The sequence below is a fragment of the Streptomyces chisholmiae genome, assembly GCF_031845445.1.
GTDB lineage: Bacteria > Actinomycetota > Actinomycetes > Streptomycetales > Streptomycetaceae > Streptomyces > Streptomyces chisholmiae.
The window spans coordinates 44,460-67,319 of record NZ_JAVREO010000016.1; the positions used below are offsets into that span (position 1 = coordinate 44,460).

At 75.3% G+C, this 22,860-nt stretch carries 16 protein-coding genes and 1 pseudogene; 7 read left to right on the forward strand and 10 right to left on the reverse strand.

Features of this window, described 5'->3' with window-relative positions:
* A complete protein-coding gene (locus RM844_RS23750) occupies positions 1–1,086 on the forward strand; it encodes a TRM11 family SAM-dependent methyltransferase (RefSeq protein WP_311669394.1) in 1,086 nt (361 codons plus the stop codon).
* Between the two features lie 12 nt (positions 1,087–1,098).
* On the opposite strand, the gene RM844_RS23755 is transcribed toward RM844_RS23750, so the two are convergent.
* The 3 genes from RM844_RS23755 to RM844_RS23765 form a co-directional block, all read right to left on the reverse strand.
* On the reverse strand, positions 1,099–2,553 hold the full coding sequence (locus tag RM844_RS23755; protein ID WP_311669395.1) for an aldehyde dehydrogenase family protein: 1,455 nt from the start codon (positions 2,551–2,553) through the stop codon (positions 1,099–1,101).
* Positions 2,554–2,720: 167 nt separating this feature from the next.
* The gene (locus RM844_RS23760; RefSeq protein ID WP_311669396.1) at positions 2,721–4,298 is read right to left on the reverse strand and encodes a PucR family transcriptional regulator; all 1,578 of its coding nucleotides are present in this window, start codon (positions 4,296–4,298) and stop codon (positions 2,721–2,723) included.
* Positions 4,299–4,425: 127 nt separating this feature from the next.
* Positions 4,426–6,804 carry an ATP-binding protein gene (locus tag RM844_RS23765; protein WP_311669397.1) on the reverse strand — a complete coding sequence of 793 codons (2,379 nt, stop codon included), beginning with the start codon at positions 6,802–6,804 and terminating at the stop codon, positions 4,426–4,428.
* Between the two features lie 205 nt (positions 6,805–7,009).
* On the opposite strand from RM844_RS23765, the gene RM844_RS23770 reads away from it, so the two are divergent.
* Entirely contained in the window at positions 7,010–8,371 is a 1,362-nt protein-coding gene (locus RM844_RS23770; RefSeq protein WP_311669398.1) for an ABC transporter ATP-binding protein, read from the forward strand.
* 149 nt (positions 8,372–8,520) lie between these two features.
* On the forward strand, positions 8,521–9,879 hold the full coding sequence (gabT, locus tag RM844_RS23775) for a 4-aminobutyrate--2-oxoglutarate transaminase (protein ID WP_311669399.1): 1,359 nt from the start codon (positions 8,521–8,523) through the stop codon (positions 9,877–9,879).
* 187 nt (positions 9,880–10,066) lie between these two features.
* Here gabT and RM844_RS23780 read toward each other — a convergent pair.
* Together RM844_RS23780 and RM844_RS23785 are read right to left on the reverse strand one after the other, a co-directional pair.
* Positions 10,067–10,510 (reverse strand): annotated as a pseudogene (locus tag RM844_RS23780) (hypothetical protein); the annotation flags it as partial.
* Between the two features lie 268 nt (positions 10,511–10,778).
* Complete coding sequence (locus tag RM844_RS23785) at positions 10,779–11,696, reverse strand: DUF4190 domain-containing protein (RefSeq protein ID WP_311669400.1); 918 nt, start codon at positions 11,694–11,696, stop codon at positions 10,779–10,781.
* Positions 11,697–11,793: 97 nt separating this feature from the next.
* Here RM844_RS23785 and RM844_RS23790 point away from each other — a divergent pair, with 97 nt between their 5' ends.
* Together RM844_RS23790 and RM844_RS23795 are read left to right on the forward strand one after the other, a co-directional pair.
* Positions 11,794–12,846 (forward strand): adenosine deaminase, encoded by a 1,053-nt coding sequence (locus tag RM844_RS23790; protein WP_311669401.1) that lies wholly within the window; start codon positions 11,794–11,796, stop codon positions 12,844–12,846.
* Positions 12,834–13,541, forward strand: coding sequence for a glycerophosphodiester phosphodiesterase (locus RM844_RS23795; RefSeq protein WP_311669402.1), 708 nt, complete (start codon positions 12,834–12,836; stop codon positions 13,539–13,541). The genes RM844_RS23790 and RM844_RS23795 overlap by 13 nt, the downstream gene beginning before the upstream one ends.
* A 64-nt stretch (positions 13,542–13,605) precedes the next feature.
* On the opposite strand, the gene RM844_RS23800 is transcribed toward RM844_RS23795, so the two are convergent.
* Positions 13,606–15,039 carry a gamma-aminobutyraldehyde dehydrogenase gene (locus RM844_RS23800; protein ID WP_311669403.1) on the reverse strand — a complete coding sequence of 478 codons (1,434 nt, stop codon included), beginning with the start codon at positions 15,037–15,039 and terminating at the stop codon, positions 13,606–13,608.
* 334 nt (positions 15,040–15,373) lie between these two features.
* On the opposite strand from RM844_RS23800, the gene RM844_RS23805 reads away from it, so the two are divergent.
* Complete coding sequence (locus RM844_RS23805) at positions 15,374–16,090, forward strand: ABC transporter ATP-binding protein (protein WP_311669404.1); 717 nt, start codon at positions 15,374–15,376, stop codon at positions 16,088–16,090.
* Positions 16,072–17,199, forward strand: coding sequence for a hypothetical protein (locus tag RM844_RS23810; RefSeq protein ID WP_311669405.1), 1,128 nt, complete (start codon positions 16,072–16,074; stop codon positions 17,197–17,199). The genes RM844_RS23805 and RM844_RS23810 overlap by 19 nt, the downstream gene beginning before the upstream one ends.
* Before the next feature lie 101 nt (positions 17,200–17,300).
* Here the strand turns inward: RM844_RS23810 and RM844_RS23815 are convergent, their stop codons facing one another.
* The 4 genes from RM844_RS23815 to RM844_RS23830 all read right to left on the reverse strand — a co-directional run bounded on the left by RM844_RS23815 (position 17,301) and on the right by RM844_RS23830 (position 22,804).
* On the reverse strand, positions 17,301–18,863 hold the full coding sequence (locus tag RM844_RS23815) for a family 10 glycosylhydrolase (RefSeq protein WP_311669406.1): 1,563 nt from the start codon (positions 18,861–18,863) through the stop codon (positions 17,301–17,303).
* 121 nt (positions 18,864–18,984) lie between these two features.
* Complete coding sequence (locus RM844_RS23820) at positions 18,985–20,031, reverse strand: ABC transporter ATP-binding protein (RefSeq protein WP_311669407.1); 1,047 nt, start codon at positions 20,029–20,031, stop codon at positions 18,985–18,987.
* A gap of 53 nt (positions 20,032–20,084) precedes the next feature.
* Positions 20,085–21,692, reverse strand: coding sequence for an ABC transporter permease (locus RM844_RS23825; protein ID WP_311669519.1), 1,608 nt, complete (start codon positions 21,690–21,692; stop codon positions 20,085–20,087).
* Between the two features lie 29 nt (positions 21,693–21,721).
* The gene (locus tag RM844_RS23830) at positions 21,722–22,804 is read right to left on the reverse strand and encodes a thiamine ABC transporter substrate-binding protein (RefSeq protein WP_311669408.1); all 1,083 of its coding nucleotides are present in this window, start codon (positions 22,802–22,804) and stop codon (positions 21,722–21,724) included.
* Positions 22,805–22,860: the final 56 nt, after the last annotated feature.

Genomic DNA, 22,860 nt, shown 5'->3' on the forward strand with positions numbered 1-22,860 from the left:
ATGAACGCCACGCATGACTACGCCCTGCTTCTGCTCCCCTCGCACAACCGGGTCTACGCCCAGGAGTCGGCGCGCCTCGCGCGCGCCGAGCTGCTGGTGCTGGACGAGGCGGTGCTCGGGGGGCGGCTGCGGGACGTCGCGGAGACCACGCTCGGCGGCGTGCGCTACCTCACCTTCTCCGCCCCCCGGCTGACCGGGGACGACCTCGCCCAGCTGGCCAACCTCTCCGGCCTGTACGCCCTCTTCGAGCGGACCGGGCCGGCGCTGACCCCGGTGCCGGTCCGGCGGCTGGACGCCTTCCCCGACGACCTGATCACCATCCAGAAGTACGTCGGAAAGACCAACGAGGACTTCACCAAGCTGCTGCTCAACGTGACGGCCTTCTCCTGCGCCACCCCGGAGCGGCTGCTGACCGGCCGGCTGCGGGTCCTCGACCCGCTCTGCGGCCGGGGCACCACCCTCAACCAGGCGGTGATGTACGGCCTGGACGCGGCGGGCGTGGAGCGCGACGCCAAGAGCTTCGACGCCTACCAGAACTTCTTCCGCCAGTGGTTGAAGAACACCCGGCTCAAGCACCGGGCCAGCGTCGGCCCGGTGCGGCGCGACAGCCGGACACTGGGCCGCCAGCTGTCCGTGACGTTGGGCGTCGACAAGGAGCGGTACCGCGCCGGCGAGACCATCGAGGTCACCGCCGTCAACGCGGACACCACCGCCAGCGGGCGGTTCTTCCGCGCCGGCTCCTTCGACCTGGTGGTGACGGACGCCCCCTACGGGGTGCAGCACGGCAGCCGGTCCAGGGACGCGGACGGCGGGCCGGCGCTCTCCCGCAGCCCGCTGCCGCTGCTGGCCGAGGCGGTGCCGGTCTGGCGGCGGCTGCTGCGCCCCGGCGGCGCCCTCGGCATCTCCTGGAACACCCAGGTGGCCGACCGGGCGGAGCTGACCGCGCTGCTGACCGAGCACGGCCTGACCGTCCGGGAGAGCGAGCCCTACCTGGGCTTCGCGCACCGGGTCGACCAGGCCATCACCCGGGACCTGGTGGTCGCCACCAAGCCGACCCGCCGGCCGGCCGACGAGCCCAGGGGGTAGCGGCCCGGCGGCCTAGAGGTCCAGGCCGGTGAGGACCATGACCCGTTCGTAGGTGTAGTCCTCCATGGCGAACCTGACCCCCTCCCGGCCCACCCCGGACTGCTTGACCCCGCCGTAGGGCATCTGGTCGGCGCGGTAGGACGGCACGTCGCCGATCACCACGCCGCCCACCTCCAGCGCCCGGTGCGCCCGGAAGGCGGCCTGCAGGTCATGGGTGAAGACGCCGGCCTGGAGGCCGAAGGTCGAGTCGTTGGCGGCGGCGAAGGCGGCGGCCTCGTCGGGCACCCGGGTCACCGTGAGCACCGGGCCGAAGACCTCGTCGCAGGCCACCTTCGCGTCCGCCGGCACCCCGGCCAGCACCGTCGGCGCGTAGCTGGCGCCCGTCCGGGTGCCGCCGGTCAGCAGCTCGGCGCCGCCGGCGACCGCCTCGTCCACCCAGTCCGCCACCCGGCGGGCGGCCTCCTCGCTGACCAGCGGGCCGACATCGGTGGCCGGGTCCGACGGGTCGCCGGTGGCCAGCGCCTCGACGGCGGCCACCAGCCGGGGCAGCAGCCGGTCGTGGACGGCGGCGTCGGCGATCACCCGCTGCACCGCGATGCAGGACTGGCCCGCCTGGTAGTTGGCGAAGGTCGCGATCCGCTGCGCGGCCCAGTCCAGGTCGGCGTCGGACGCGTAGTCGGCGAGCACCACGGCCGCGCCGTTGCCGCCCAGCTCCAGGGTGACCCGCTTGCGCGGCACGGAGTCCCGGATGGACCAGCCGACCGGCACCGAGCCGGTGAACGAGATGATCGGCAGCCGCTCGTCCGCCACCAGCTCCGGCATCGCCTCGTTGGGCACCGGCAGCACGCTGAACGCGCCGGCCGGCAGCTCGGTCTCGGCCAGCAGCTCGCCCAGCAGCAGGGCGGAGAGCGGGGTGGCGGGCGCCGGCTTCAGCACGATGGGCACGCCGGCGGCCAGCGCGGGCGCCACCTTGTGGGCGCAGAGGTTGAGCGGGAAGTTGAACGGCGCGATGCCCAGCACCGGGCCGTAGGGGACCCGACGGGTCAGCGCCAGCCGGCCGGCGCCGCCGGCGTCGGCGTCCAGCCGCTGCGCGGTGCCGCCGTTGAACCGGCGCGCCTCGTCCGCCGCCCAGCGGAAGACCGAGCGGCAGCGCGCCACCTCGACGGTCGCCCACTTGATCGGCTTGCCGTTCTCGGCGGAGATCAGCTCGGCCAACTCGTCGGCGCGCTCGGCCAGTCGGGCCCCGACCTGGTCCAGCGCGCCGGCCCGCAGATAGGCCGGGCTGGCGGCGAACTCGGGCGCCACCCGGGCCGCGGCCGCCACCGCCTCCTCGGTCTGCGCCGCGGTCGGCACCGAGGCCACGCCCACCGTACGGCCGTCCCAGGGGGAGGTGACCTCCAGCGTGTGCTCGCCGTGCGCCGCCCGGCCGGCCAGCCAGAACGCCTGTGGGGAAGTGGCTTTGCTCATCACGGTCCGCCCTTTCGAGGTGCCAGACTTGAACCGGGCGAGGGCACCGACCGCTCGCCCCCTCCCACCGTAGGGGGTGCGCCGGCCGCGCCATCTTGTCCGGTTCGTAGCGGCGCGGCGGGCCGACGCGCCAATTGGTAGCGAACGAGCGGGCCCCGCCGGCCGGCTCAGGGGCGCGGCGGGCGGCGGGCGGCCAGGCCGCTGGCCTTGAGCGCCAGCCACAGCTCCATCCGCAGGTCCGGATCGTCCAGCGAACGCTCCAGGATCTCCTCCACCCGGCGCATCCGGTAGCGCAGCGTGTGCCGGTGCACCCCGAGGTCGGCCGCCGCCGCGTCCCACTGGCCGTGCCGGGAGAGCCAGGCCGCCAGCGAGGCCAGCAGGTCGCCCCGGCCGGACCTGTCGTGCTCACGCAGCGCCCGCAACAGGCCGTCGGCGAAGGCCCGCACCGCCTCGTCACCCAGCAGCGGCAGCAGCGAGCCGGCCGCCACCTCGTCGTGCTCCACCAGCGTCCGGCCGCGCCGCCTGGCCACCAGCAGCGCCTCCCTGGCCTGCTGGAAGGCGGTGCAGGTCTGGGCCAGGCCGGTGGGCGCCGACAGACCGAGCACCAGCCCCCACTCCGCCGGCTCCGGCGCCGTCGCGTAGTCGGCGCAGGCGGCCAGCGCGGCGCCGCCGTCGGCCAGCAGCAGCACCAGCCCGTCGCCGTCCGGCGCCACCAGCACCCACTCGCCGGCCCTGGCCGCCGCGTTCTCTATCACCTGCCCCAACTCCGTCAGGCCGGCCGACTCGACGCTCTCCGCGGCGAGCACCCGCAGCGGGGCGTCCAACAGGCCGCCGTACAGCTGCCCGGCGACCGCCCTGGCGTGGTCCGGCTCGCCACTGAGCAGCATCCGCAGCACCGCCTCGCCCAGCCGGGCCTCGGCCCGCTGGTAGGCGACCGACCGCTCGGTCACCAGCGTCAGCAGCGCGACGGCGGCCTGCACCGCGTACCGGCCCGAGGTGCCCAGCGGCGCCGCCGTGCCGATCGCCAGCACCGTCCGGCCCCGTTGGCCGGTGCCGACCAGCTGCAACTCCACCCGGTCGCCGCCGGCCTCCCGGCCGTCGGCCGGCACGGCGCAGACCGTGCTGGCCGGCGCCGGCCGGTCGCCGAGCCGACGGACCTCGTCGGCCAGCAGACCGGCCCGCCTGGCCGCCCAACCGGGCGCCACTGCGGTGACCGCGCCGGCCCGGTCGTACAGCGCGGCCCAGCCGTCCACCTGGCCGGCCAGCCGGCTCAGCAGCGCGCCCGACCCGTCCGGGGCCAGCGCCGCCCTGGTCAGCTCGCGCTGCGCGGCGAAGCCCGCGGTGACCGTGCGGTACTGCTCGGCGGCGATCGCGGCCGAGACCGCCTTGCTGATCGCGATGAACGGCGTCGGCCGCGGCACCTCAAGCAGCGGCAACCCGGCCCCCCGCACCGCCGCCAGCAACTCCGGTGTCACCTCCGGGTGGTGCACCCCGATCCCGAAGCCGAGCCCGACCACCCCGGCCTCGGCCAGCCGCGCCACATAGCGGCGCATCGCCTCAGCGTCGGCGACCGGCAGGTTCAGACCGATGGTCAACAGCAGCTCGCCGCCGTCCAGATAGGGCGTCGGATCGCTCATCTCGCTGGTGTGCGCCCAGCGCACCTCGGTGTCCAACCGGTCCTCCCCGGCCAGGACCCGAAGCCGCAGCGCGGAGTGGTGCACGAGGGCGGCGAGAGTGGGGCGCATGGATCACCTAGGGCAGCCGGGGCGACGTCACCGGAACCGTATCGTGGCCGGTCACGGCGGCCCACGGGCCCTCGGCCCGCGGGGTGCGGGAATCAGCCACCGGGGGCGGGGCGCCGCCCGGCGCGGCTCAGCCGAGCCGCACCAGCACCGGTGGCCCCGGCTCGCCGGCCGCCGACGTGGTGGAGAGCACCGCGTGCCGGGGCGGCACCCGGTGCGCCAGCTCCGAAGCCGACCAGCGCTCGCGCTCCACCCGGCGCACGGTGACCGCGTCGAGCGTGGTCTCCCGCCCGGTGAACAGCTTGCGCACCCCGCGCACCGCCTTGCGGACCAGGCCGCCGGAGCGCTCCGGCGTCCTGGTGACGTCCTGGTCCTCCGTCCAGGCGGTGCCCCAGACCCGGGCGAAGTGCTCGGCGTCCCAGGTGGTGATGCCGGCGAACGCCATCCGGCAGCCCACCGCGCCCAGCAGGCCGGCGCGCAGCTCGGCCGGCACGTCGTCCAGGGTGCGCAGGGCGAGCACCGCGCCGGCGTGAGCGCCGCGCAGCTGCGACAGCCCGCGCACCGTGCCCTGGGTGAGCGCGGCGGTGGCGTCGTCCAGCACCAGGGCGGCGAACAGCGAGCGGTCGGGGCGGCCGAGCGCGGCGGTGGTGAACTGCGCCAGCAGCAGCCGGGTGATGATCCGCCCGGCCTCCGCGTGCCCGGCGGCCGGCAGGTCGATCCGCACCCGCAGCGGATGCACCAGGCCGGCCATCGAGAAGGCCGGCGCCGCCGGCCCGGCCGAGAAACCGGCCCGGTCGAGCACGGCCAGCCGGTCGGCCAGTCGCTGCCCCGGGTCCTCGGGACGGGCCGCGGCCCGCTCCCGGGAGTCCAGCTCCCGCTGCTGGTCGTGGGCCCCGGCCAGGGCCAGGTCCTCGCGCAGCGTGGCCAGCAGCGCGGGCGCCCCGTCCAACATGGCGCGCAGCTCCGGCACGCCGGGCAGCCGGCCGTAGGCCGCGTGGTAGGGGCTGATCAGCTGGACCAGTACCGCCGCCGCCTCCCTGGTCTCGGCCTGGGTGCCGCCGAGCAGCGCCTCGGCCAGCAGTGCCGCGGCCTCGTCGGCGTCGGCGGCGCCCCCGTAGAGCGCGAGCTGGTGGGTGCTGTCCGGGTCGCCGACCCGGACCACGAGGTCGAACGCGGCGTCCGGGCCGAGGCCGCTGGCGGCGCTGCCCACCGCCACCACGGCGGCCTGGCCGGTCAGCGCCCGCAGGCACAGCGACTCCACCACCGGGCGCACCACCCGGCCGGTCTTGCCCGCGCCGGGCGGGCCGACCGCCAGCAGCGAGGTCGCCAACACCGCCGGGTCCAGGGCGATGTCGACGCCCCGGTAGTCGTAGGCGTTGCGCTCCTCGTCCACCGCGGTGCCGACCCGCACCTGCCCGGTCAGCAGGTCGTGCTGGGCGGCCCTGACCGGCAGGTCCCGGTCGCCCGACGGGTGCGTGAAGGCGCCGGCGCCGTGCCGCAGCACCGTTTCCTGGAAGGCCGGCAGCTCGGTGGGCCGGGCCCGGACGGCGCGCCAGCTGTGCTCGATCCGGACGTAGTCCAGATCGCTCATCCGGCCGGCCGCCACCTCCGCGAGCAGCTGCTCGGCGGCGGCCCCGGCGCCGGCCGCGCGCAGCTCGGTGAACTCGGTCAGCCGCGCGAACTCCGCCGCCTCCCGCTCGCCGCCCACCACCGACCGCCCGGTCAGCCGCGCCGGCGGGAACCGGCGCCAGACCCCGAGCCAGCCGCCGACGGCGCCGAAGACCAGCACCAGGACGAGGGCGTAGAGCAGGTAGTAGACGTTGTAGGCGACCACGTAGGCGGTGGTGTCCCCGTCCTCCCACCAGCCGTCGGGCACCAGGCCGTAGAACGGCTCCAGCCAGAAGGTCCACAGGCCGCGGAAGCTGAGCCGCCAGACCGCCCACCCGCCGAGCAGGGCGGCCGCGGCCCGCAGGGTGCGGCGGGGGTCCTGGCGTTCCAGGTCGGCGCGTCCGGTCCAGGCGTTGAGCAGGGTGGGACGCCAGCGCCGCCACAGCCGGGGGGCGTTGCCGAGCCGACCGAAGAGGTAGCAGAGCAGGCAGATCAGCAGCAGCTCGTAGCCGTAGACGACGGTGCCACGGAGGGTGCCGGAGTCCCAGGAGCCGACGTTCATCCAGCTCAACGGCCAGGTGGCCGGCGGGAGATAGCCGTTCTGGTAGAGCGACCACACCAGCAGCCCGGTCAGCAGGGCCAGCAGCGCGCCGCCGTGGAGTTCGCGGTCGTTGAGCTGGTCCGGGTCCTCCGGGGGCTTGCGGACGTGGCCGGCGCGCCAGACGCCGGGCCGGACCTCCGGCCGCGGAGTGCGCAACCAACGCTTGAGCGGCGGGAGTTCGACCTCGTCCGAGGGCTCCCTTGGGGCCGGTGGGGCGGCCGGGGGTGGCGGGACCACGGGGGTGCCGCCCGCCATGTCCTGGGGCGTGCGCCGTGGTTCCGTGGTGCCGTCGCTGTTCACAGTTCCCCATGATGCCAAGCGCCGGGCCCGGCATGTGGGTTGACGTCATGTCGACATCGCTGGCCGGGCCCGCAGGACGCCGACCGGCCGCCCGCGACGAATATGCGAGCGGGCAACTTGTGCGAAACCGTTCCGCTGGGACATCTGGTGCGCTACTTTCCTGGCCCACCTCCTGACTCAAGGACATCCAAACGGGCGGAACGGCATGACGCGCGCCATCTCCCTGCGAGACGTGACCAAGATCTACCCACGCGACGTGGTCGCGGTGAACCGGCTGTCGCTCGACATCGCCCCCGGCGAGTTCCTGGTCCTGCTCGGCCCCTCGGGCTGCGGCAAGACCACCGTGCTGCGGATGATCGCCGGTCTTGAGGACATCACCTCGGGGGAGCTGCTGCTGGACGGCGAGTTGGCGAACGGGATACCGCCGGGCCAACGCGGGCTGGCGATGGTCTTCCAGCACTACGCGCTCTACCCGAACATGACGGGCGAGCAGAACATGAGCTTCCCGCTGAAGATCGAGTCGCCCGGCCGGGACACCACCGCGCAGGTGCGGGAGACGGCGCGGCTGCTGGGCATCGAGGAGCTGCTGGACCGGTTCCCGGCGCAGCTGTCCGGCGGGGAGCGGCAGCGGGTGGCGATGGGGCGGGCCATCGTCCGCCGGCCCTCGGCGTTCCTGTTGGACGAGCCGCTCTCCAACCTGGACGCCAAGCTGCGCACCCGGCTGCGGGCGGAGATCGCCACGCTGACCCGCCATCTGGGCGTGACCACCGTCTACGTGACGCACGACCAGGCCGAGGCGATGTCCCTCGGGGACCGGGTCGCGGTGCTGAGGGACGGGGTGATCCAGCAGGTCAGCGCGGCACGGGAGGTGTACCAGCGGCCGGAGAACGTGTTCGTGGCGGCCTTTGTCGGCACCCCGCGGATCAACCTGCTGCGGGCCACCGTGCACGCCCCGCTGGACGGGCGGCTGAACATCGACTTCGGCACCCAGCGCATCCAGTTGCCGCAGCCGCTCTCCCCCGACCACCAGATGCTGCGGGTGCAGATGGGGCGGGAGATCACCGTGGGGCTGCGTTCGGAGGCGGCCAGGATCGCCGGCCCGCAGGAGATGCGGCCGACCGAGGCGCTGCTCAACGGCGTGGTGCAGCACGTGGAGTTCCAGGGCCACGAATCGCTGGTGCACGTCTCGACGGGCGCCAGGCCGGCCCGTGTCGAGGGCCTTGAGTCGCCACGCCCGCCGACCCGGGGCGGCTCCCGGGCGGCCCGCCGGGCGCGCGGCGCGAACCCGTTGCGGCAGTTGGTCGGCCGGGTGCTGGGGCGCCCGGCGGCGGACCAGGAGCCGGCGGAGCCGCCGGCGGAGGGGCAGCAGCACCCGGGCCAGCCGCCGGCGCCGACCGCGGCGGGCCGGATCAGCGACGGCCTGGTGGTGCGGACGGGGGCCGACGTGCATCCCCGGCTCGGGGAGCGGGTGCCGCTGTTGATCGACCTCGACCAGATGTACGTCTTCGACGAGGACGGCCGGCGCATCTGCCCGGCGCCGCTCCGGCCGGACCGGGCGCGCCCCTGAGCCGCGCGCCTCCGTGGGCCCGGCAGGGTGCCGAAGTGGCCAAAAGGGCGTCCGGTTGACTCCGTGGTGGCGCGTGCCTGTCGCGCCGGGCCGGCCCTAGCCTGCCGGGGAGTGCCCGATGCACCCCCTTCGTGACGAGGAGGCCACTCATGAGCGACCCGACCGAGCCGACCGGCGGACCCGCACTCCCCCAGCGGCGCCGGCTGGTCACCGAGATCCCGGGCCCGAAGTCCCGGGAACTGCTGACCCGCAAGCTGGCCACCGTGGCCCAGGGCGTCGGCACGGTGCTGCCGGTCTTCGTCCGGCGCGCCGGCGGCGGCATCGTGGAGGACGTGGACGGCAACGCGCTGATCGACTTCGGCTCCGGCATCGCCGTCACCTCGGTGGGCAACAGCGCCGAGGCGGTGGTGCGCCGCGCCACCGAGCAGCTGGCCCGGTTCACCCACACCTGTGCGATGGTCACGCCGTACGAGGGGTACGTGGAGGTCTGCGAGGAGCTGGCCCGCCTCACCCCGGGCGACCACGCCAAGAAGTCGATCCTGCTCAACTCCGGTGCCGAGGCGGTGGAGAACGCGGTCAAGATCGCCCGCTACCACACCAGGCGGCAGGCGGTGGTGGTCTTCGAGCACGGCTACCACGGCCGGACCAACCTCACCATGGCGCTGACCGCCAAGGACATGCCGTACAAGCACGGCTTCGGCCCGTTCGCCCCGGAGATCTACCGGGCGCCGATGGCCTATCCGTACCGCTGGCTGACCGGCCCCGAGCGGTGCGCGGAGGAGGCGGCGGCCCAGGTGATCGAGCAGATCAGCAAGCAGATCGGTGCGGACAACACGGCGGCGATCGTGGTGGAGCCGATCCTGGGCGAGGGCGGCTTCATCGTGCCGGCCCCCGGCTTCCTGCCGCGGATCGCCGAGTTCGCCAGGGAGCACGGGATCGTGCTGGTGGCGGACGAGATCCAGTCCGGTTTCTGCCGCACCGGGCAGTGGTTCGCCGCCGAGCACGAGGGCCTGGTGCCCGACCTGATCACCACGGCCAAGGGCATCGCCGGCGGCCTGCCGCTGGCGGCGGTGACCGGCCGGGCGGAGATCATGGACGCCGCGCACGTCGGCGGGCTGGGCGGCACCTACGGCGGCAACCCGGTGGCCTGCGCCGCGGCACTGGGCGCCATCGAGACCATGCGGGAGCTGGACCTGGCGGCCCGGGCCCGGCGGATCGAGGAGCTGATGCTCCCCCGGCTGCGGGCCATGCGGGAACGCTTCCCGGTGATCGGCGACGTGCGCGGGCGCGGCGCGATGCTGGCGATCGAGCTGGTGCGGCCCGGCGGCAAGGAGCCCGACCCGCAGGCCACCGCCGACCTGGCGGCCCGCTGCCACCGGGCGGGTCTGCTGCTGCTGACCACCGGCACCTACGGCAACGTGGCGCGTTTCCTGCCGCCACTGGTCATCGGCGAGGACCTGCTGGCCGAGGGGCTTGACATCCTGGAGGGCGCCCTGGCCGAGCTGTGACCCGGCCCCGGCCGGCGCGGGGAGCGGGGCGGGCGCCCCGCTCCCTGGGCGGTCACCAGGGCCACCGGCCGTCGGCCGCCGGCTCGACCGACCCGGCCGGGGCGACGTCCGGGTCGGCGACGGAGTCGGCGGGTTCGGAGTCGGGTTCGGAGTCGGGTTCGGAGTCGGGGGCGATCGCTCTCGCCCGGCGGGCGCCGGCGACGATCGCCGCGGCCTCGTGCATGGCCAGCTCCAGCAGGGCCGGGTCGTTGAGTGCCCCCGTGCCGTCCGGCGGCACCAGCCAGCGGGCCGCCGGGCCCGAGCGGTCCGGCCGGGGCACCACGATCCAGCTGCCCCGGCCCGCCGCCCGCACCCCGGTGCCCAGCCACCGCCCGGCGGTGCCCGGCGGCACGAAGAAGCCCACCCGACGGTGGCCACGGTCGGCCAACACCGGTCCCGGCGCGGCGACCTGGGCCAGCACCTCCAGGGTGGCCACCCCGAGCCCTCCCGGCAGGATCAGCACGTCCCACAGGCGTCCGGCCGGCAGCAGCGCCACCCCCTGCGGGTGCCGCTCCCACTCCCACCGGCAGACCGCCGGCCTCGGTGCCGCCGAGGCCAGCCACTCCATCGCCGTCCGCCGCTCGCCGCTCATCGCGTGTCCCTTCTCCCGCCCGCCCCGGCCGCTGCCGGGGCCCGTTGGTGCCTACGCGGGGGGAGAGGGCCGAACCATCCGTTCCTTACGCGACTTCGGAGAAGTTCGACGAAGCTCGTGCGAATCCAGGCGGCTCGCGGTCAGGAGCATGCGGGGAAAGGTCCCGATCGGCCCGGAAGCGTCCCGTTTTCGATCAGGGGCGCTCGCCGGCGGTGCTCGGGACCGCTCCCGTCGGTCCCTGGCGGGTCGGGCCGGGGCGCGCCGGCCGTCACACGTCCAGGCTGGTGCCCGGCGGGCCCTCGTCGTCCGGCTCGGCCGGCGGCCGCTCGGACTCCCGCTCGGCGGGCAGGAAGACGAACCAGTAGCCCCAGGCATAGGCGTCGGCCGGCCGGTAGTCGACGGCCAACGCGGTCATCCCCGGGTCCAGCGAGACCCGGTACTCGACCTCCGCCACCTCGCCGGGCGCCACCTCCCCGGCCGCGCCGGGCACCCGGGCGACGTAGTCGCGCGGCAGCATCTCCCCGTCGTCCAGCGCCCGCAGCTCGTCGTCCAGGGTGACGAAGCCGTCGGTGCGGTTGTCCACGGTGACGGTGAGCAGCACCTCGTGCGCGGTCCCGCCCGGCCGGGGCCTGGCCAGGGTGACCACCAGTCCGTCGGCGAAGACCACCTCGTCGCCCGGCTCGGCGAGGTAGTCGGAGCCGGCCGCCGAGTCCACCTCGGTCACCCGCAGCACGTCCACCAGCAGCAGCGTGGTCAGCACCGCGCCGACCAGCGCGGCGCCGGCGCCGGTCCACAGCCCGCCGAGCGCCACCGGCCGGTTGCTGGCCGCCCCGCGCTTGGCGCGGCCGGAGCCGATCAGCCCGAACGCCACGGCCAGCGCGCCCAGCGCCAGGCCGAGCGGGCTGAGGAAGTACGTCCAGCACACCGAGGCGCCCAGCACGCCGAGGACCAGCGCGGCCACCCCCGTGCCGTTCCGCTGCCGCAGCGGCACCGGCGGCGGCGGCCAGGGCAGCGGCGCGCCGTACCCGGCCCACGGGCCGGGCGCGGGGGCGCCGGCCGGCCAGGCCGGCACCGATCCGGGCAGCGGCGTGCCGCGCCCGCCGGCCGGCAGCGACGGCGGAGGCGGGGTGGCGGGCGGCTCCACCCCCGACAGCCGGCTCGGGTCTGGCTGCTGGTCTGTGGTCACGGCACCTCCACGATCGGGCCCCCATACCCTACGGGCCCGCGGCGCCCGGTGCGGCCACGCCTACCATGAGCCTTCGGTCCGTCTTCCAGGAGGGTTCGTGTCCCAGCTGCCGGAAGTCCCAGCCACCAGCGGTGATCTCGCCACGTTCGTCGCGGGACTGCCCAAGGCCGAGCTGCATGTGCACCATGTGGGCTCGGCCTCGCCCCGGATCGTGGCCGAGTTGGCCGCGCGCCACCCGGACTCGCCCGTCCCGAAGGACCCCGAGCGGTTGGCCGAGTACTTCACCTTCCGCGACTTCGCGCACTTCATCGAGGTCTACGTCTCCGTGGTGAGTCTGGTCCAGACGCCGGAGGACGTGCGGCTGTTGACCTACGAGGTGGCCAGGGACATGGCCAGGCAGCAGATCCGCTACGCCGAACTCACCGTCACGCCCTACTCGTTCGGGCTGCGCGGCATCCCCGACGAGGGGATCGTCGAGGCCATCGAGGACGCCCGGGTGGCCGCCGCCCGGGACCTGGGCGTGGAGCTGCGCTGGTGTTTCGACATCCCGGGCGAGCTGGGGCCGCCGGCCGGCGAGGGCACCGTGCGGCTGGCCCTGGAGCAACAGCCGGCCGGGCTGGTCTCGTTCGGCCTCGGCGGGCCGGAAGCGGGCTGGCCGCGGGCGCTCTTCAAGCCGTACTTCGACGAGGCGATCGCCGCCGGGCTGCACAGCGTGCCGCACGCCGGCGAGAGCACCGGCCCGGAGACCGTCTGGGACGCGCTGACCTCGCTGCGCGCCGAGCGAATCGGCCACGGCGTCAACGCGGCGCGCGACCCGGAGCTGCTGGCCCATCTGGCCCGCGAGGGCGTGCCGTTGGAGGTCTGCCCGACGTCCAACGTGGCGACCGGCTCGGTGCCGTCGCTGGCCGAGCACCCGCTGCCGCGGCTGGTGGAGGCGGGCGTCTTCGTGACGGTCAACACGGACGACCCACCGATGTTCGGCACCGACCTCAACCGGGAGTACCTGGTCGCCGCCGAGCTGCTCGGCCTGGACGCGGCCGGCGTCGCCGGGCTGGCCAGGAACGCGGTGACCGCCTCGTTCCTCGACCCGGCTGGCAAGGCGAAGCTGGTCGCCGAGATCGACGCGTACCTGGCCGCATGGGTGGGGTGACGGCGGTCGCCCACCGGGGCGACCCCTACCGCGTCCGGGAGAACACCCTGCCCTCCTTCACCTCGGCGGCCGAGGCCGGCGCCGACGCCGTGGAGTTCGACGTCCGGCTGACCGCGGACGGCGTGCCCGTGGTGGTGCACGACGCCACCCTGGACCGGCTGTGGGGCCACCAGGTGTCGGTGGCCGCGGTGACAGCGGCCGAGGTGCGGCGGCTGACCGGCGGCGGGGTGCCGACGCTGACCGCGGCGCTGGCGCACTGCGCCGAGCTGGGCGTGCGCGCGCTGCTCGACCTGCCGGAACGGTCCGCCTCCGACGCCCAGCGGGTGGTGGAGGTGGCGCGGGCGGCCGATCCGGCGGCCCGGGTCTGGTACTGCGGGGACCCGGGCGCGCTGCGCGCGGTGCGGCGGGCCGACCCGGACGCGGAGATCGCGCTCACCTGGAAGCGCACCGGCGGCCCGCGCCCCTCGCTGCTCGCCGAGGTGCGGCCGCGCTGGCTCAACTACCGCCTGGGGCTGGTCAACGCGGAGACGGTGCGGCGGGCGGCGGACGCCGGGTACCAGGTGTCGGCCTGGACGGCCGACAGCCGCCGGACCATGCGGCGGCTGCGGGACCTGGGGGCGACCGTGGTGATGAGCAACCGGATCGGGGTGCTGCGCTCCGTGCTCGACGAGCGGCGGGACGCCGGGGCGCGCTGAGCCGAGGGGGCGCCGGCGACGCGCGCCGGCGCCCCCTCGGTGGCCGGGGAGGGGCCCAGCGGCCTCAGAGGGCCGTCATCACGTGCTTGACCCGGGTGTAGTCCTCCAGCCCGTAGGCCGAGAGGTCCTTGCCGTAGCCGGACTTCTTGAACCCGCCGTGCGGCATCTCGCCGACCAGCGGGATGTGCGTGTTGATCCAGACGCAGCCGAAGTCCAGTGCCCGGGACATCCGCATGGCCCGGGCGTGGTCCCGCGTCCACACCGAGGAGGCCAACCCGTACTCCACGCCGTTGGCGTAGGCGACGGCCTGCTCCTCGTCGGCGAACCGCTGCACCGAGATCACCGGGCCGAAGACCTCGCGCTGGACGATCTCGTCGTCCTGGGCGCAGTCGGCGACCACGGTGGGGGCGTAGAAGTAGCCGCGCTCGCCCACCCGGTGGCCGCCGGTGGTGACCTTGGCGTGCGCGGGCAGCCGCTCGACGAAGCCGCTGACCTTGGCCAGGTGGTCGGCGTTGTTGAGCGGGCCGTAGGCGCAGTCCGGGTCGGCGCTGTCGCCGGTGCTCACCGCCGACGCGGCCTCGGTGAGCGCGGCGACGAACTCGTCGTAGCGGGTCTCGTGCACCAGCACCCGGCTGGCCGCGGTGCAGTCCTGGCCGGCGTTGAAGAAGCCGGCGTCCCTGATGCCCTCGACGGCCGCCGCCAGGTCGGCGTCCTCGAAGACCACGCAGGGCGCCTTGCCGCCCAGCTCCAGGTGGACCCGCTTGAGGTCGGCCGCGGCGCTGGTGGCGACCTCGGTGCCGGCGCGGACCGAGCCGGTGATGGAGACCATCGCCGGGGTCGGGTGCTCCACCATCAGCCGGCCGGTGTCCCGGTCACCGCAGACCACGTTGAAGACGCCCTTGGGCAGGATGTCGGCGAGCAGCTCGGCGGCGTGGGAGAGCGAGGCGGGCGTGGTGTCGGACGGCTTGATCACCACGGTGTTGCCGGCCGCCAGCGCGGGGGCGAACTTCCAGACCGCCATCATCAGCGGGTAGTTCCACGGCACCACCTGGGCGCAGACGCCGACCGGCTCGCGCCGGACGAAGGAGGTCAGGCCGGCCATGTACTCGCCGGCGGCCTTGCCCTCCAGCATCCGGGCGGCGCCGGCGAAGAAGCGGATCTGCTCCAGCATCGGCGGCAGCTCCTCCGCCCTGGTCAGCTCCAGCGGCTTGCCGGTGTTCCGGCACTCGGTGGCCAGCAGCTCGTCGGCGTGCCGCTCGAAGGCGTCGGCGATCCGCAGCAGCGCCAGCTGCCGGGTGGCCGGGGTGGCGTCCCGCCAGGCCGGGAAGGCGGCCTCGGCGGCCGCCATCGCCGCGTCCACGTCGGCCGCGCCGGAGAGCGGCGCGGTGGTGTAGGGCTCGCCCGTGGTGGGGTCGACCACCTCGGTGGTCCGCCCGTCGGCGGCCTCCCGGAACTCCCCGTCGATGTGGTTCCGCACACGGCGCGGTTCGGTGCTCACACCAGGCCTCCTGCCTTCCGGTCCGATGGCTCGGAACGCTCACCCTATGCCTCCGGCCCGGCGACACAACACCGCGCCGACCACAGATTCGACGCCCAGGCACCTCCGAGACGGGAAGAACGGCTCGAAAACCGCCACCGCGAGGGATTTCCTTCGCCGGGCCGCCGGTCGTTGTCCACCGTCCGGAGGATTCCTCGCACCGGTCGCCGCGCCGCCGAAGGGCGCGCCGGGCGCTGTGTCAGCGTGCAGGAGTGCCGTGCGCGGCCGGATGACCCCGCCTCCGGCGGACGGGGCGGGCGACGGCCGGCGAGACCAGCGGAAGGTGCCCCCGACGATGGCCCCACCCGACAACGACGTGCTCTGGGCGCGCGATCTGGAGCACGCCCACCGTGGCTCACCCGCCCTCCTCGGGGTCTCCCTTGGGGTGCGCCAGGGCGAGATCCTCGCCGTCACCGGACCGCGTGGCGCTGGCAAGACCACGTTGCTCGGCTGCCTCGCCGGACAGCTGCGCCCGGACCGGGGCGAGGTGTGGTTCAACGACGTCCCGGTGCACGAGCTGCCGCCGCCGGCGCGGGAGCGGCTGCGCCGGGAGAGCTTCGGCTGGGTGGGCGAGAGCCCCCAGCTGGTGCCCGAGCTGACCGCCTGGGAGAACGCGGCGCTGCCGCTGCTGCTCGCCGGGGTCGGCGGCCGGCGGGCCAGGGCCGCCGTCGGCGAGTGGCTGGAGCGCCTCGACATCGCCGACTGCGCCCGGCTCCGGCCCGCCGCACTGCGCCAGGCGCAGCGTCAACGGGTCGCCATCGCCCGGGCGTTGGCGCACAAGCCCGACGTGCTGTTCGCCGACGAGCCGACCGCGCCGCTGCACCGGGCGGACCGGGCGCAGGTGCTGCGCACCCTGACGACCGCCGGCCGCACCCACGCCATCACCGTGGTACTGGCCAGTCACGAACCGGAGATCGCCACCCTGGCCGACCGGACGGTGACCCTGGAGGACGGCCGGGCCACCGCGGTCGAGACCGTCGAGGACGAGGTGACATGCTCGCTCTCCGGCTAGCCCGAGGCTCCGACCCGGCGGCGCTGGCCCGCCGCCTGCTGCTGGCCTGCGCCACCGCCGGCGTCGGCTTCCTGCTGCTCAGCGCGCTGGCGCGGGCCGCCGCGCACCCCGAGGACGGCCGGCTGGCGGCGGTGCGGCTGCTGTGGTGCCTGGTGCCGTTGGCCAGCACCGCCCAGCTGGCGGTCGCGGTGGCCAGGGCCGATCCGGCCGGCTCGCCCCGCTCCGGGCTGGCCGCGGCCGGCCTCGGCCCGACCCGGCTGCCGGTGCTGGCCGCGCTGTCCACGGCGGTGGCCGGGCTGCTGGGCAGCGCGCTGGCGCTGCTGGTCTTCCTGCACCTGCGGGGCGACCTGTCCGGGCTGCCGTTCGACGGCGCCGCGACCGGCCCGCTGAACGGCGGTGGCTCGCTGCCGCTGGGCGCCGCGCTGACCCTGCTGGCGGTGGCGCCGGCCACGGCGGCGGGCGCCTCGGCGCTGGCGGTGCGGGGCACGGCGGCGCCGATGCCGGCGCCGGCCGGGCTGCCCTGGGGCACCGCGCTGATCGCCGGCGGGCTGGCGCTGGGCACGCTGGCCGGGGACGCGGCGGCGGAGGCCGGCTCGGGCTGGCTGCCGCTGCCGGCGCCGCTGGACGCGGTGCCGCTGGGGGTGGTGGCCGGCTGGGCGTCGATCGCGGTCGGGGTGGTGCTGACCGGCCCCGGCCTGAGTTTCCTCTGCGGCCGGGCGCTCGCCTTCGGCCAGCCGTCGGCGCTGCGGCTGCTGGCCGGCCGGGGGCTGGCGGAGGAGGCGCGCCGGCTGGGCCGGCCGGTGGCCGCGCTGACGGTGGCGCTCGGCGCCCTGCTGGCCGCCGAACGGCTCGGCGCGCTGGGTGCGTTCGGCTTCTTCGGCGGGCTGGGCGCGGCGGTGGTGCTGGCCGGGGTGGCGGGCACCGTGGCCACGGTCGCCCTTCAGGTGCGGGGCGAGCGGCGGGAGGCGGTCGCCGCCCTGACGAAGGTCGGCACCGGGCGCCGCACGCTGCGCGGCGCGGCGCTGCTGCGGGGCGCCGCGCTGGGCGCGGTCTTCGGGCCGCTGGCCTGGCTGACCGCCGAGTTGCTGCTGCTCGCCGCCCGCGCCTGACCGGCCGGCGCGCGCCAGGCGACGGACGGCGGACGGCCCCCCGAGCGCCGTGGCTCGGGGGGCCGTCCGGGTGCGCCGGGTGACGTCAGGGGAGGAGGACGTCAGTGGCCCGGCAGGGCGAGGTACGGCGGAAAGTCGACCTCGGTCAGCGAGCCGGCGCCGATCCGGGCCGGCAGCAGCGGCACCCCGACCACCCCGTGGGGCAGGCTGACCCGCACCAGGTAGTGGCCGGCCGGCAGGTGGGCGAAGCCGAACCAGCCGGAGCCGTCGGCCACCGCGGTGCGCCGCTCGCCGGCGCCCAGCGGCAGCAGGGTGACCTCGGCGCCGTCCAGCGGGGTGCCGTCGCGCAGCGTCAGCTCGCCGGTGAGGTGGCCGTCGTCGGGCGCCGTCTTCCAGGTCATCTCGGGCACCGCGGCCGGCTCGGCGAACGGCGCGTCCGGGCCGGTGGTCAACGCCTCGACCAGCGCCGCGCGTTCCTCGGTCGCCGGGGTGCCGGGCACGTCGAGCGAGGGGGTGGCGTAGGAGTAGCCGCTCCAGCCGGCGGCGGTGTTGCCGGCGGCGGTCGGGGCCAGCGAGAGCTGGGCCTGCCGGAGGCTGTCGGCGATGGAGTTGAGGTAGAGGGCCGGCCCGTTGACGGCCTGCCGGTCGCCCTGCGCGTCGGCCAGGAACTCGGTCCACTCGGCGAACATCTGGCGCTGCTCGGGCTGCCAGTCGCGCTTGTAGTTCATCGCCACGACGGTGTCGACGATGCCCTCGTCCAGCCAGCCGGCCCAGTCCTGGAGCACCTCGCGGTAGGTGCGGGTCTGCTCGAAGCCGCCGACCGCCTGGGGGCCGTTGGCGTAGGTGATGGCGTTGATCGACAGCCTGGCCCGCGGGTCCTCTTCCCAGATGCCGAGGTAGAGGCGGCGCACCAGGTTGGTCACCTGGTCCCGGCGCCAGTCGCTCCACTGCCCGTCGGCGGGCTCCGGCACGTCGTCCCGGCCGGTGGCGGCCTGGAACCTGGCGACCGAGACCTCGTTGTAGCCCCAGTCGCTGTGGGTGGTCGCGGAGCTGCCGTCGGGGTAGCGGATGTAGTCGAGGTTGACGCCGTCCACGTCGTACTCGCGCACGATGCTGCGGATCGCGGACTCGATGTAGTCCACGGCGGCCGGATGGCCCGGGTCGATGTAGGCGTTGGCACCGACGAACTCGGTGCCGTCCGCCTTCCGGTTGAGCCAGCGGTCGTAGCCCTCGGCGGTCGGCCCGTGCTGGTTGAAGGCGTGCTCCGGCGAGGTGGGCGGAGTCGCGCTGTTCCAGAGGGTGTTGACGTTCACCCAGGCGTGCACCTCGAGGTCGGCGGCGTGCGCCTGCCGGATCACCTCGTCCAGCGGGTCGTAGGGCGCCGGGTCGATCGCGGCGTCGGTGCGGGGGTAGAGCGCGCGGTTGCAGAAGCAGTCGTAGCGGCGGCCGGTCTGGACGATCAGCGCGTTGGCGTTGACCGCCTGGGCGTCCTCGATCAGGGTGGTGACCTGCTGCGGGGTGTAGATCCCGGCGTTGAACGCGTCGACCCAGTAGCCGCGCCACTGGCTGGTCTCGGGCTCGTCGGCCTGTGCCGGGGTCACGGTGGCGAGGGCGCCCAGCAGCAGGCTGAGACAGGCGAGCAGGGTGAGCAGGGTCCGTCTCATGCGGTTCTCTCCAGGGGGAGTTGACGACTGCGCCGACAATTTACTTCGCCAGACGCGGCCCGCATAGACGGAAACTTTCATCTTTTCAAGGAAGTTGATCGGCCGGGCGCGCCGGCCCCGGTCACCGCGTGGACTCCGTACCGGGCAGCACCACGACGTCCTCCGGTTCGAAGGTGACGCCCACCCGCGCGCCCACCTCGGGCGCCGCCCGCAGCGCGCAGCTGGCCTCCCACTCGGGCCCGCCGCCCTCGGGCCGCACCAGCAGCAGGACGTGGTCGCCACGGAAGGTGCGGGCCAGCACGGTGCCGGTCAGCCCGGCCCCTTCGGCCGTCGACAGCCGCACCCCCGAGGGCCGCACCAGCACCTCGCACCGGCCGGCCGGGGCGCCCGCCGGCACCGGCAGCGGCCCCCACGGGGTGTCCGCGACCGCGCCGCGCACCTCGGCGTCGACCACGTTGCGGAAGCCGAGGAAGCGGGCCACGAACGCGTCCGCCGGCCGCCGCCACACCTCGACCGGGCTGCCCAGCTGGACCACCCGCCCGGCCCGCATCACCACCACCCGGTCGGCGAGCGCGAACGCCTCCCCCTGGTCGTGCGTGACGGCCAGCACCGTGCTGCCCAACCGGGCGAAGAGCTGCCGCAGTTCGACCACCAGTCGCTCCCGCAGGTCCCGGTCGAGCTGCCCGAGCGGCTCGTCCAGCATCAGCAGCCGCGGCCCCGGCGCCAACGCCCGCGCCAGCGCCACCCGTTGCTGCTCGCCGCCGGACAGGGTGGCCACCGCCCTCGGCCCGGCGTCCGGCAGCCCCACCAGCTCCAGCAGCTCCGCCACCCGGCTCGCCACCGCCGGCTTCGGGGTCCGTCGCATCCGCAGCCCGAAGGCGATGTTGCCGGCCACGTCCCGCTGCGGGAACAGCTGGTGGTCCTGGAACATCAGGCCGAGGCCGCGCCGGTGCGCCGGCACCCCGCGCTGGTCCCGGCCGGCCAGCCGCACCGCGCCACCGGCCACCGGCGTCAGCCCGGCCACCGCGCGCAGCAGCGTCGACTTGCCGCTGCCGCTGGGCCCCAGCACGCAGACGGTCTCCCCCTCGGCCACCGTCAGCCGGACCGCGTCCAGCGCCAGGCGCTCGCCGTAGCGGACGCTCACCCCGTCCAGTTCCAGCAGGCTCATCCCCGCACCCTCCCGCTCGTCCCGCTCGTGCCGTGCCGGCGCCCCGCGCGCCATCAGAAGGTCCCGGCCAGCCGGCTGGGCGTGAGCCGCTCCAGCAGCAGCAGGGTGAGCGTGCAGACCAGCATCAGCAGCACGCTCAGGGCCATCGCCTGGCCGTAGTTGAGGGCGCCGGCCCGGCCCAGCAGCCGCGCCACCGCCACCGGCAGGGTCGGCTCGTCCGGCCGCGCGATGAAGACCGTGGCGCCGAACTCGCCCAGCGAGACGGCGAACGCGAACCCGGCCGCCACCAGCACCGACCGCCACACCAGCGGCAGGTCCACCTCCCGCCAGGCGCGCAGCGGCGAGGCGCCGAGCACCGCCGCCGCCTGCCGCAGCCGGTCGTCCACCGCGCCGAACACCGGCACCAGCACCCGCACCACGAACGGCACCCCGACCAGCGCCTGGGCCAGCGGCACCAGGATCCACGAGGACCGCAGGTCGAGCGGTGGCGCGTTGAGCGTGATCAGGAACCCGAAGCCGACGGTCACCGCCGAGGTGCCAAGCGGCAGCATCAGCAGCGCGTCGAAGCCCCGGGTCAGCCGCCCGGCGCGCCGGGTCAGCGCGACCGCCGCGCACCCCCCGACCAGCAGCGCGATCAGGGTGGCCACGGCGGCGAACCGCAGCGAGTTGCCGACCGCCTCCCAGGGCGCCACCAGGAACGTCCCGTCGGCGTGCGCCAGCGCCCGGTAGTGGTCCAGGCCGTACCCGTCCGGGGTGGCCAGCGAACGCTCCACCAGCACCCCGAGCGGCAGCGCCAGCAGCAGCGCCACCGTGGTCAACACCCCGGCCAGCGCCGTCCACTGCGCCCAGCCGCGCGGCCGGTGCGCCGTGCCCGCCGGGTCGACCAGCGACAGCGCGCCGGCCCGCCGCCGGGTCACCGCCCGGTGGGTCAGCAACAGCGCCAGCACAGCCGCCAGTTGCAGCAAGGTGAGGACGGCGGCGGTCGGCAGCCGCAGCAGCTGCGCGGTCTGCCGGTAGATCTCCACCTCCAGGGTGGCCTGGGTCGGCGAGCCCAGGATCTGCACCACCCCGAAGGAGGTGAAGGTGAAGAGGAAGACCATCAGCGCGGCGGCGGCCACCGCCGGCGTCAGCGCCGGCAGCGTCACCCGCCACCAGGCCGCGAACCGGCCCGCGCCCAGCACCCGGGCGGCCTCCTCCTGCCGCGGGTCGAGCTGCGCCCACAAGCCCCCCACGGTGCGCACCACCACGGCGTAGTTGAAGAACGCGTGCGCCAGCAGGATCGCCCACACCCCGTTGTCCAGCCGCACCCCGAAGGCGTCGTCCAACACCCCGCCCCGACCCACCAGGGCCAGGAACGCGGCCCCCGTGACCACCGTGGGCAGCACGAAGGGCACGGTCACCGCCGCGTGCAGCAGCCGCTTGCCCGGGAAGCGCAGCCGCGCGAAGACATAGGCCGCCGGCAGCGCCAGCACCAGCGTCAGCAGCGTGGAGGCCGCCGCCTGCCAGCAGGTGAACCACAGCACCCGCAGGGTCGACTCGTCGCCCAGCACCTCGGCCAGCTGTCCGAGCCGCCACTCGCCGTCCACCCGCAGCCCACGACCCACGATCGCGGCCACCGGGTAGCCGAAGAACACCCCGAAGAAGAGCAGGGGGACCGTCAGCAGCGCCCCCCTGACCCACGCCGACCTGGTCACCTGAGGGCCACGTCGGTCCACTCGTCGACCCAGCGGTCCCGGTGCTCGGCGATCGCCTCGGGCGCCAGCTCGTGCACCTCGGCCACCGGCTCCGCGTAGCGGGTGAACTCCTCCGGCAGCTCGGCGTCCACGCGCGCCGGGTGGACGAACATGTTCAGCGGCAGGTCCTCCTGGAAGTCCAGGCCGAGCAGGAAGTCCAGCAGCGCTCGGCCGCCCTCCGGGTTGGCCGCCCCGTCCAGCAGCCCGGCGAACTCGATCTGCCGGAAGCAGGTGCCGGTCGCGACGCCGGTGGGCGCCTGCTCCGGCCGCTCGTCGCCGCCGTAGACCACGCCGGCCGGCGGGCTGGTCGCGTAGGAGACCACCAGCGGCTTGTCCCCGCCCTGGCCGGCGCCGGAGAAGCGCTCGTTGTAGGCCTGCTCCCAGCCGTCCACCACCTCGACGCCGTTCTCCCGCAGCGCCTCCCAGTACTCCGCCCAGCCGTCCTCGCCGAAGGCGGCGACGGTGGCCAGCAGGAAGCCCAGGCCGGGCGACGAGGTGGCGGCGTTCTGCACCACCAGCAGGTCGGCGTAGGCCGGGTCGGTGAGGTCCGCCAGCGTGCTGGGCGGCGTCAGCTGGTGCTCCTCGAAGTAGGCCCGGTCGTAGTTGACGCAGATGTCGCCGGTGTCGACCGGGGTCACCCGGTGCTCCGCGTCGTCCAACCGCAGCTCGGCGGGAACCTGGTCGAGGCCGGCCGCCTCGTGTGGGGTGAAGATCCCAGCCTCCAGGGCGCGGGAGAGCAGGGTGTTGTCCACCCCGAACAGCACGTCGCCCTGCGGGTCCCCGGCGGTCAGCACCGCCTGGTTGACCACCACGCCGGCGTCCCCGGCCCGCAGCACCGAGACGGTGTGGCCGGTCTCCTCGGTGAACCGCGCCAGCACCTCGTCGGAGACCAGGAACGACTCGTGGGTGACCAGCACCACCTCGTCACCGCCCGAGCCGCCGGCCCCGTCGTCGCCACCGTCGGAGCCGCACGCGGTGAGCGCCCCGAGGCCGAGGGCGAGCAGGACGGCCGTCGCCCGGTGGAAGCTGCTGCGCTGCATGATGTCGCTTTCTACGCGCGGGCAGGCGCGGGCAGCACGAGAGAAGGTCCGAACTT

Coding starts and splice junctions, on each gene's coding strand:
- RM844_RS23750 (WP_311669394.1), top strand. CDS start 1: ATGAACGCCACGCATGACTACGCCCTGCTTCTGCTCCCCTCGCACAAC.
- RM844_RS23755 (WP_311669395.1), bottom strand. CDS start 2,553: ATGAGCAAAGCCACTTCCCCACAGGCGTTCTGGCTGGCCGGCCGGGCG.
- RM844_RS23760 (WP_311669396.1), bottom strand. CDS start 4,298: ATGCGCCCCACTCTCGCCGCCCTCGTGCACCACTCCGCGCTGCGGCTT.
- RM844_RS23770 (WP_311669398.1), top strand. CDS start 7,010: ATGACGCGCGCCATCTCCCTGCGAGACGTGACCAAGATCTACCCACGC.
- gabT (WP_311669399.1), top strand. CDS start 8,521: ATGAGCGACCCGACCGAGCCGACCGGCGGACCCGCACTCCCCCAGCGG.
- RM844_RS23795 (WP_311669402.1), top strand. CDS start 12,834: ATGGGTGGGGTGACGGCGGTCGCCCACCGGGGCGACCCCTACCGCGTC.
- RM844_RS23805 (WP_311669404.1), top strand. CDS start 15,374: ATGGCCCCACCCGACAACGACGTGCTCTGGGCGCGCGATCTGGAGCAC.
- RM844_RS23810 (WP_311669405.1), top strand. CDS start 16,072: ATGCTCGCTCTCCGGCTAGCCCGAGGCTCCGACCCGGCGGCGCTGGCC.
- RM844_RS23815 (WP_311669406.1), bottom strand. CDS start 18,863: ATGAGACGGACCCTGCTCACCCTGCTCGCCTGTCTCAGCCTGCTGCTG.
- RM844_RS23820 (WP_311669407.1), bottom strand. CDS start 20,031: ATGAGCCTGCTGGAACTGGACGGGGTGAGCGTCCGCTACGGCGAGCGC.
- RM844_RS23830 (WP_311669408.1), bottom strand. CDS start 22,804: ATGCAGCGCAGCAGCTTCCACCGGGCGACGGCCGTCCTGCTCGCCCTC.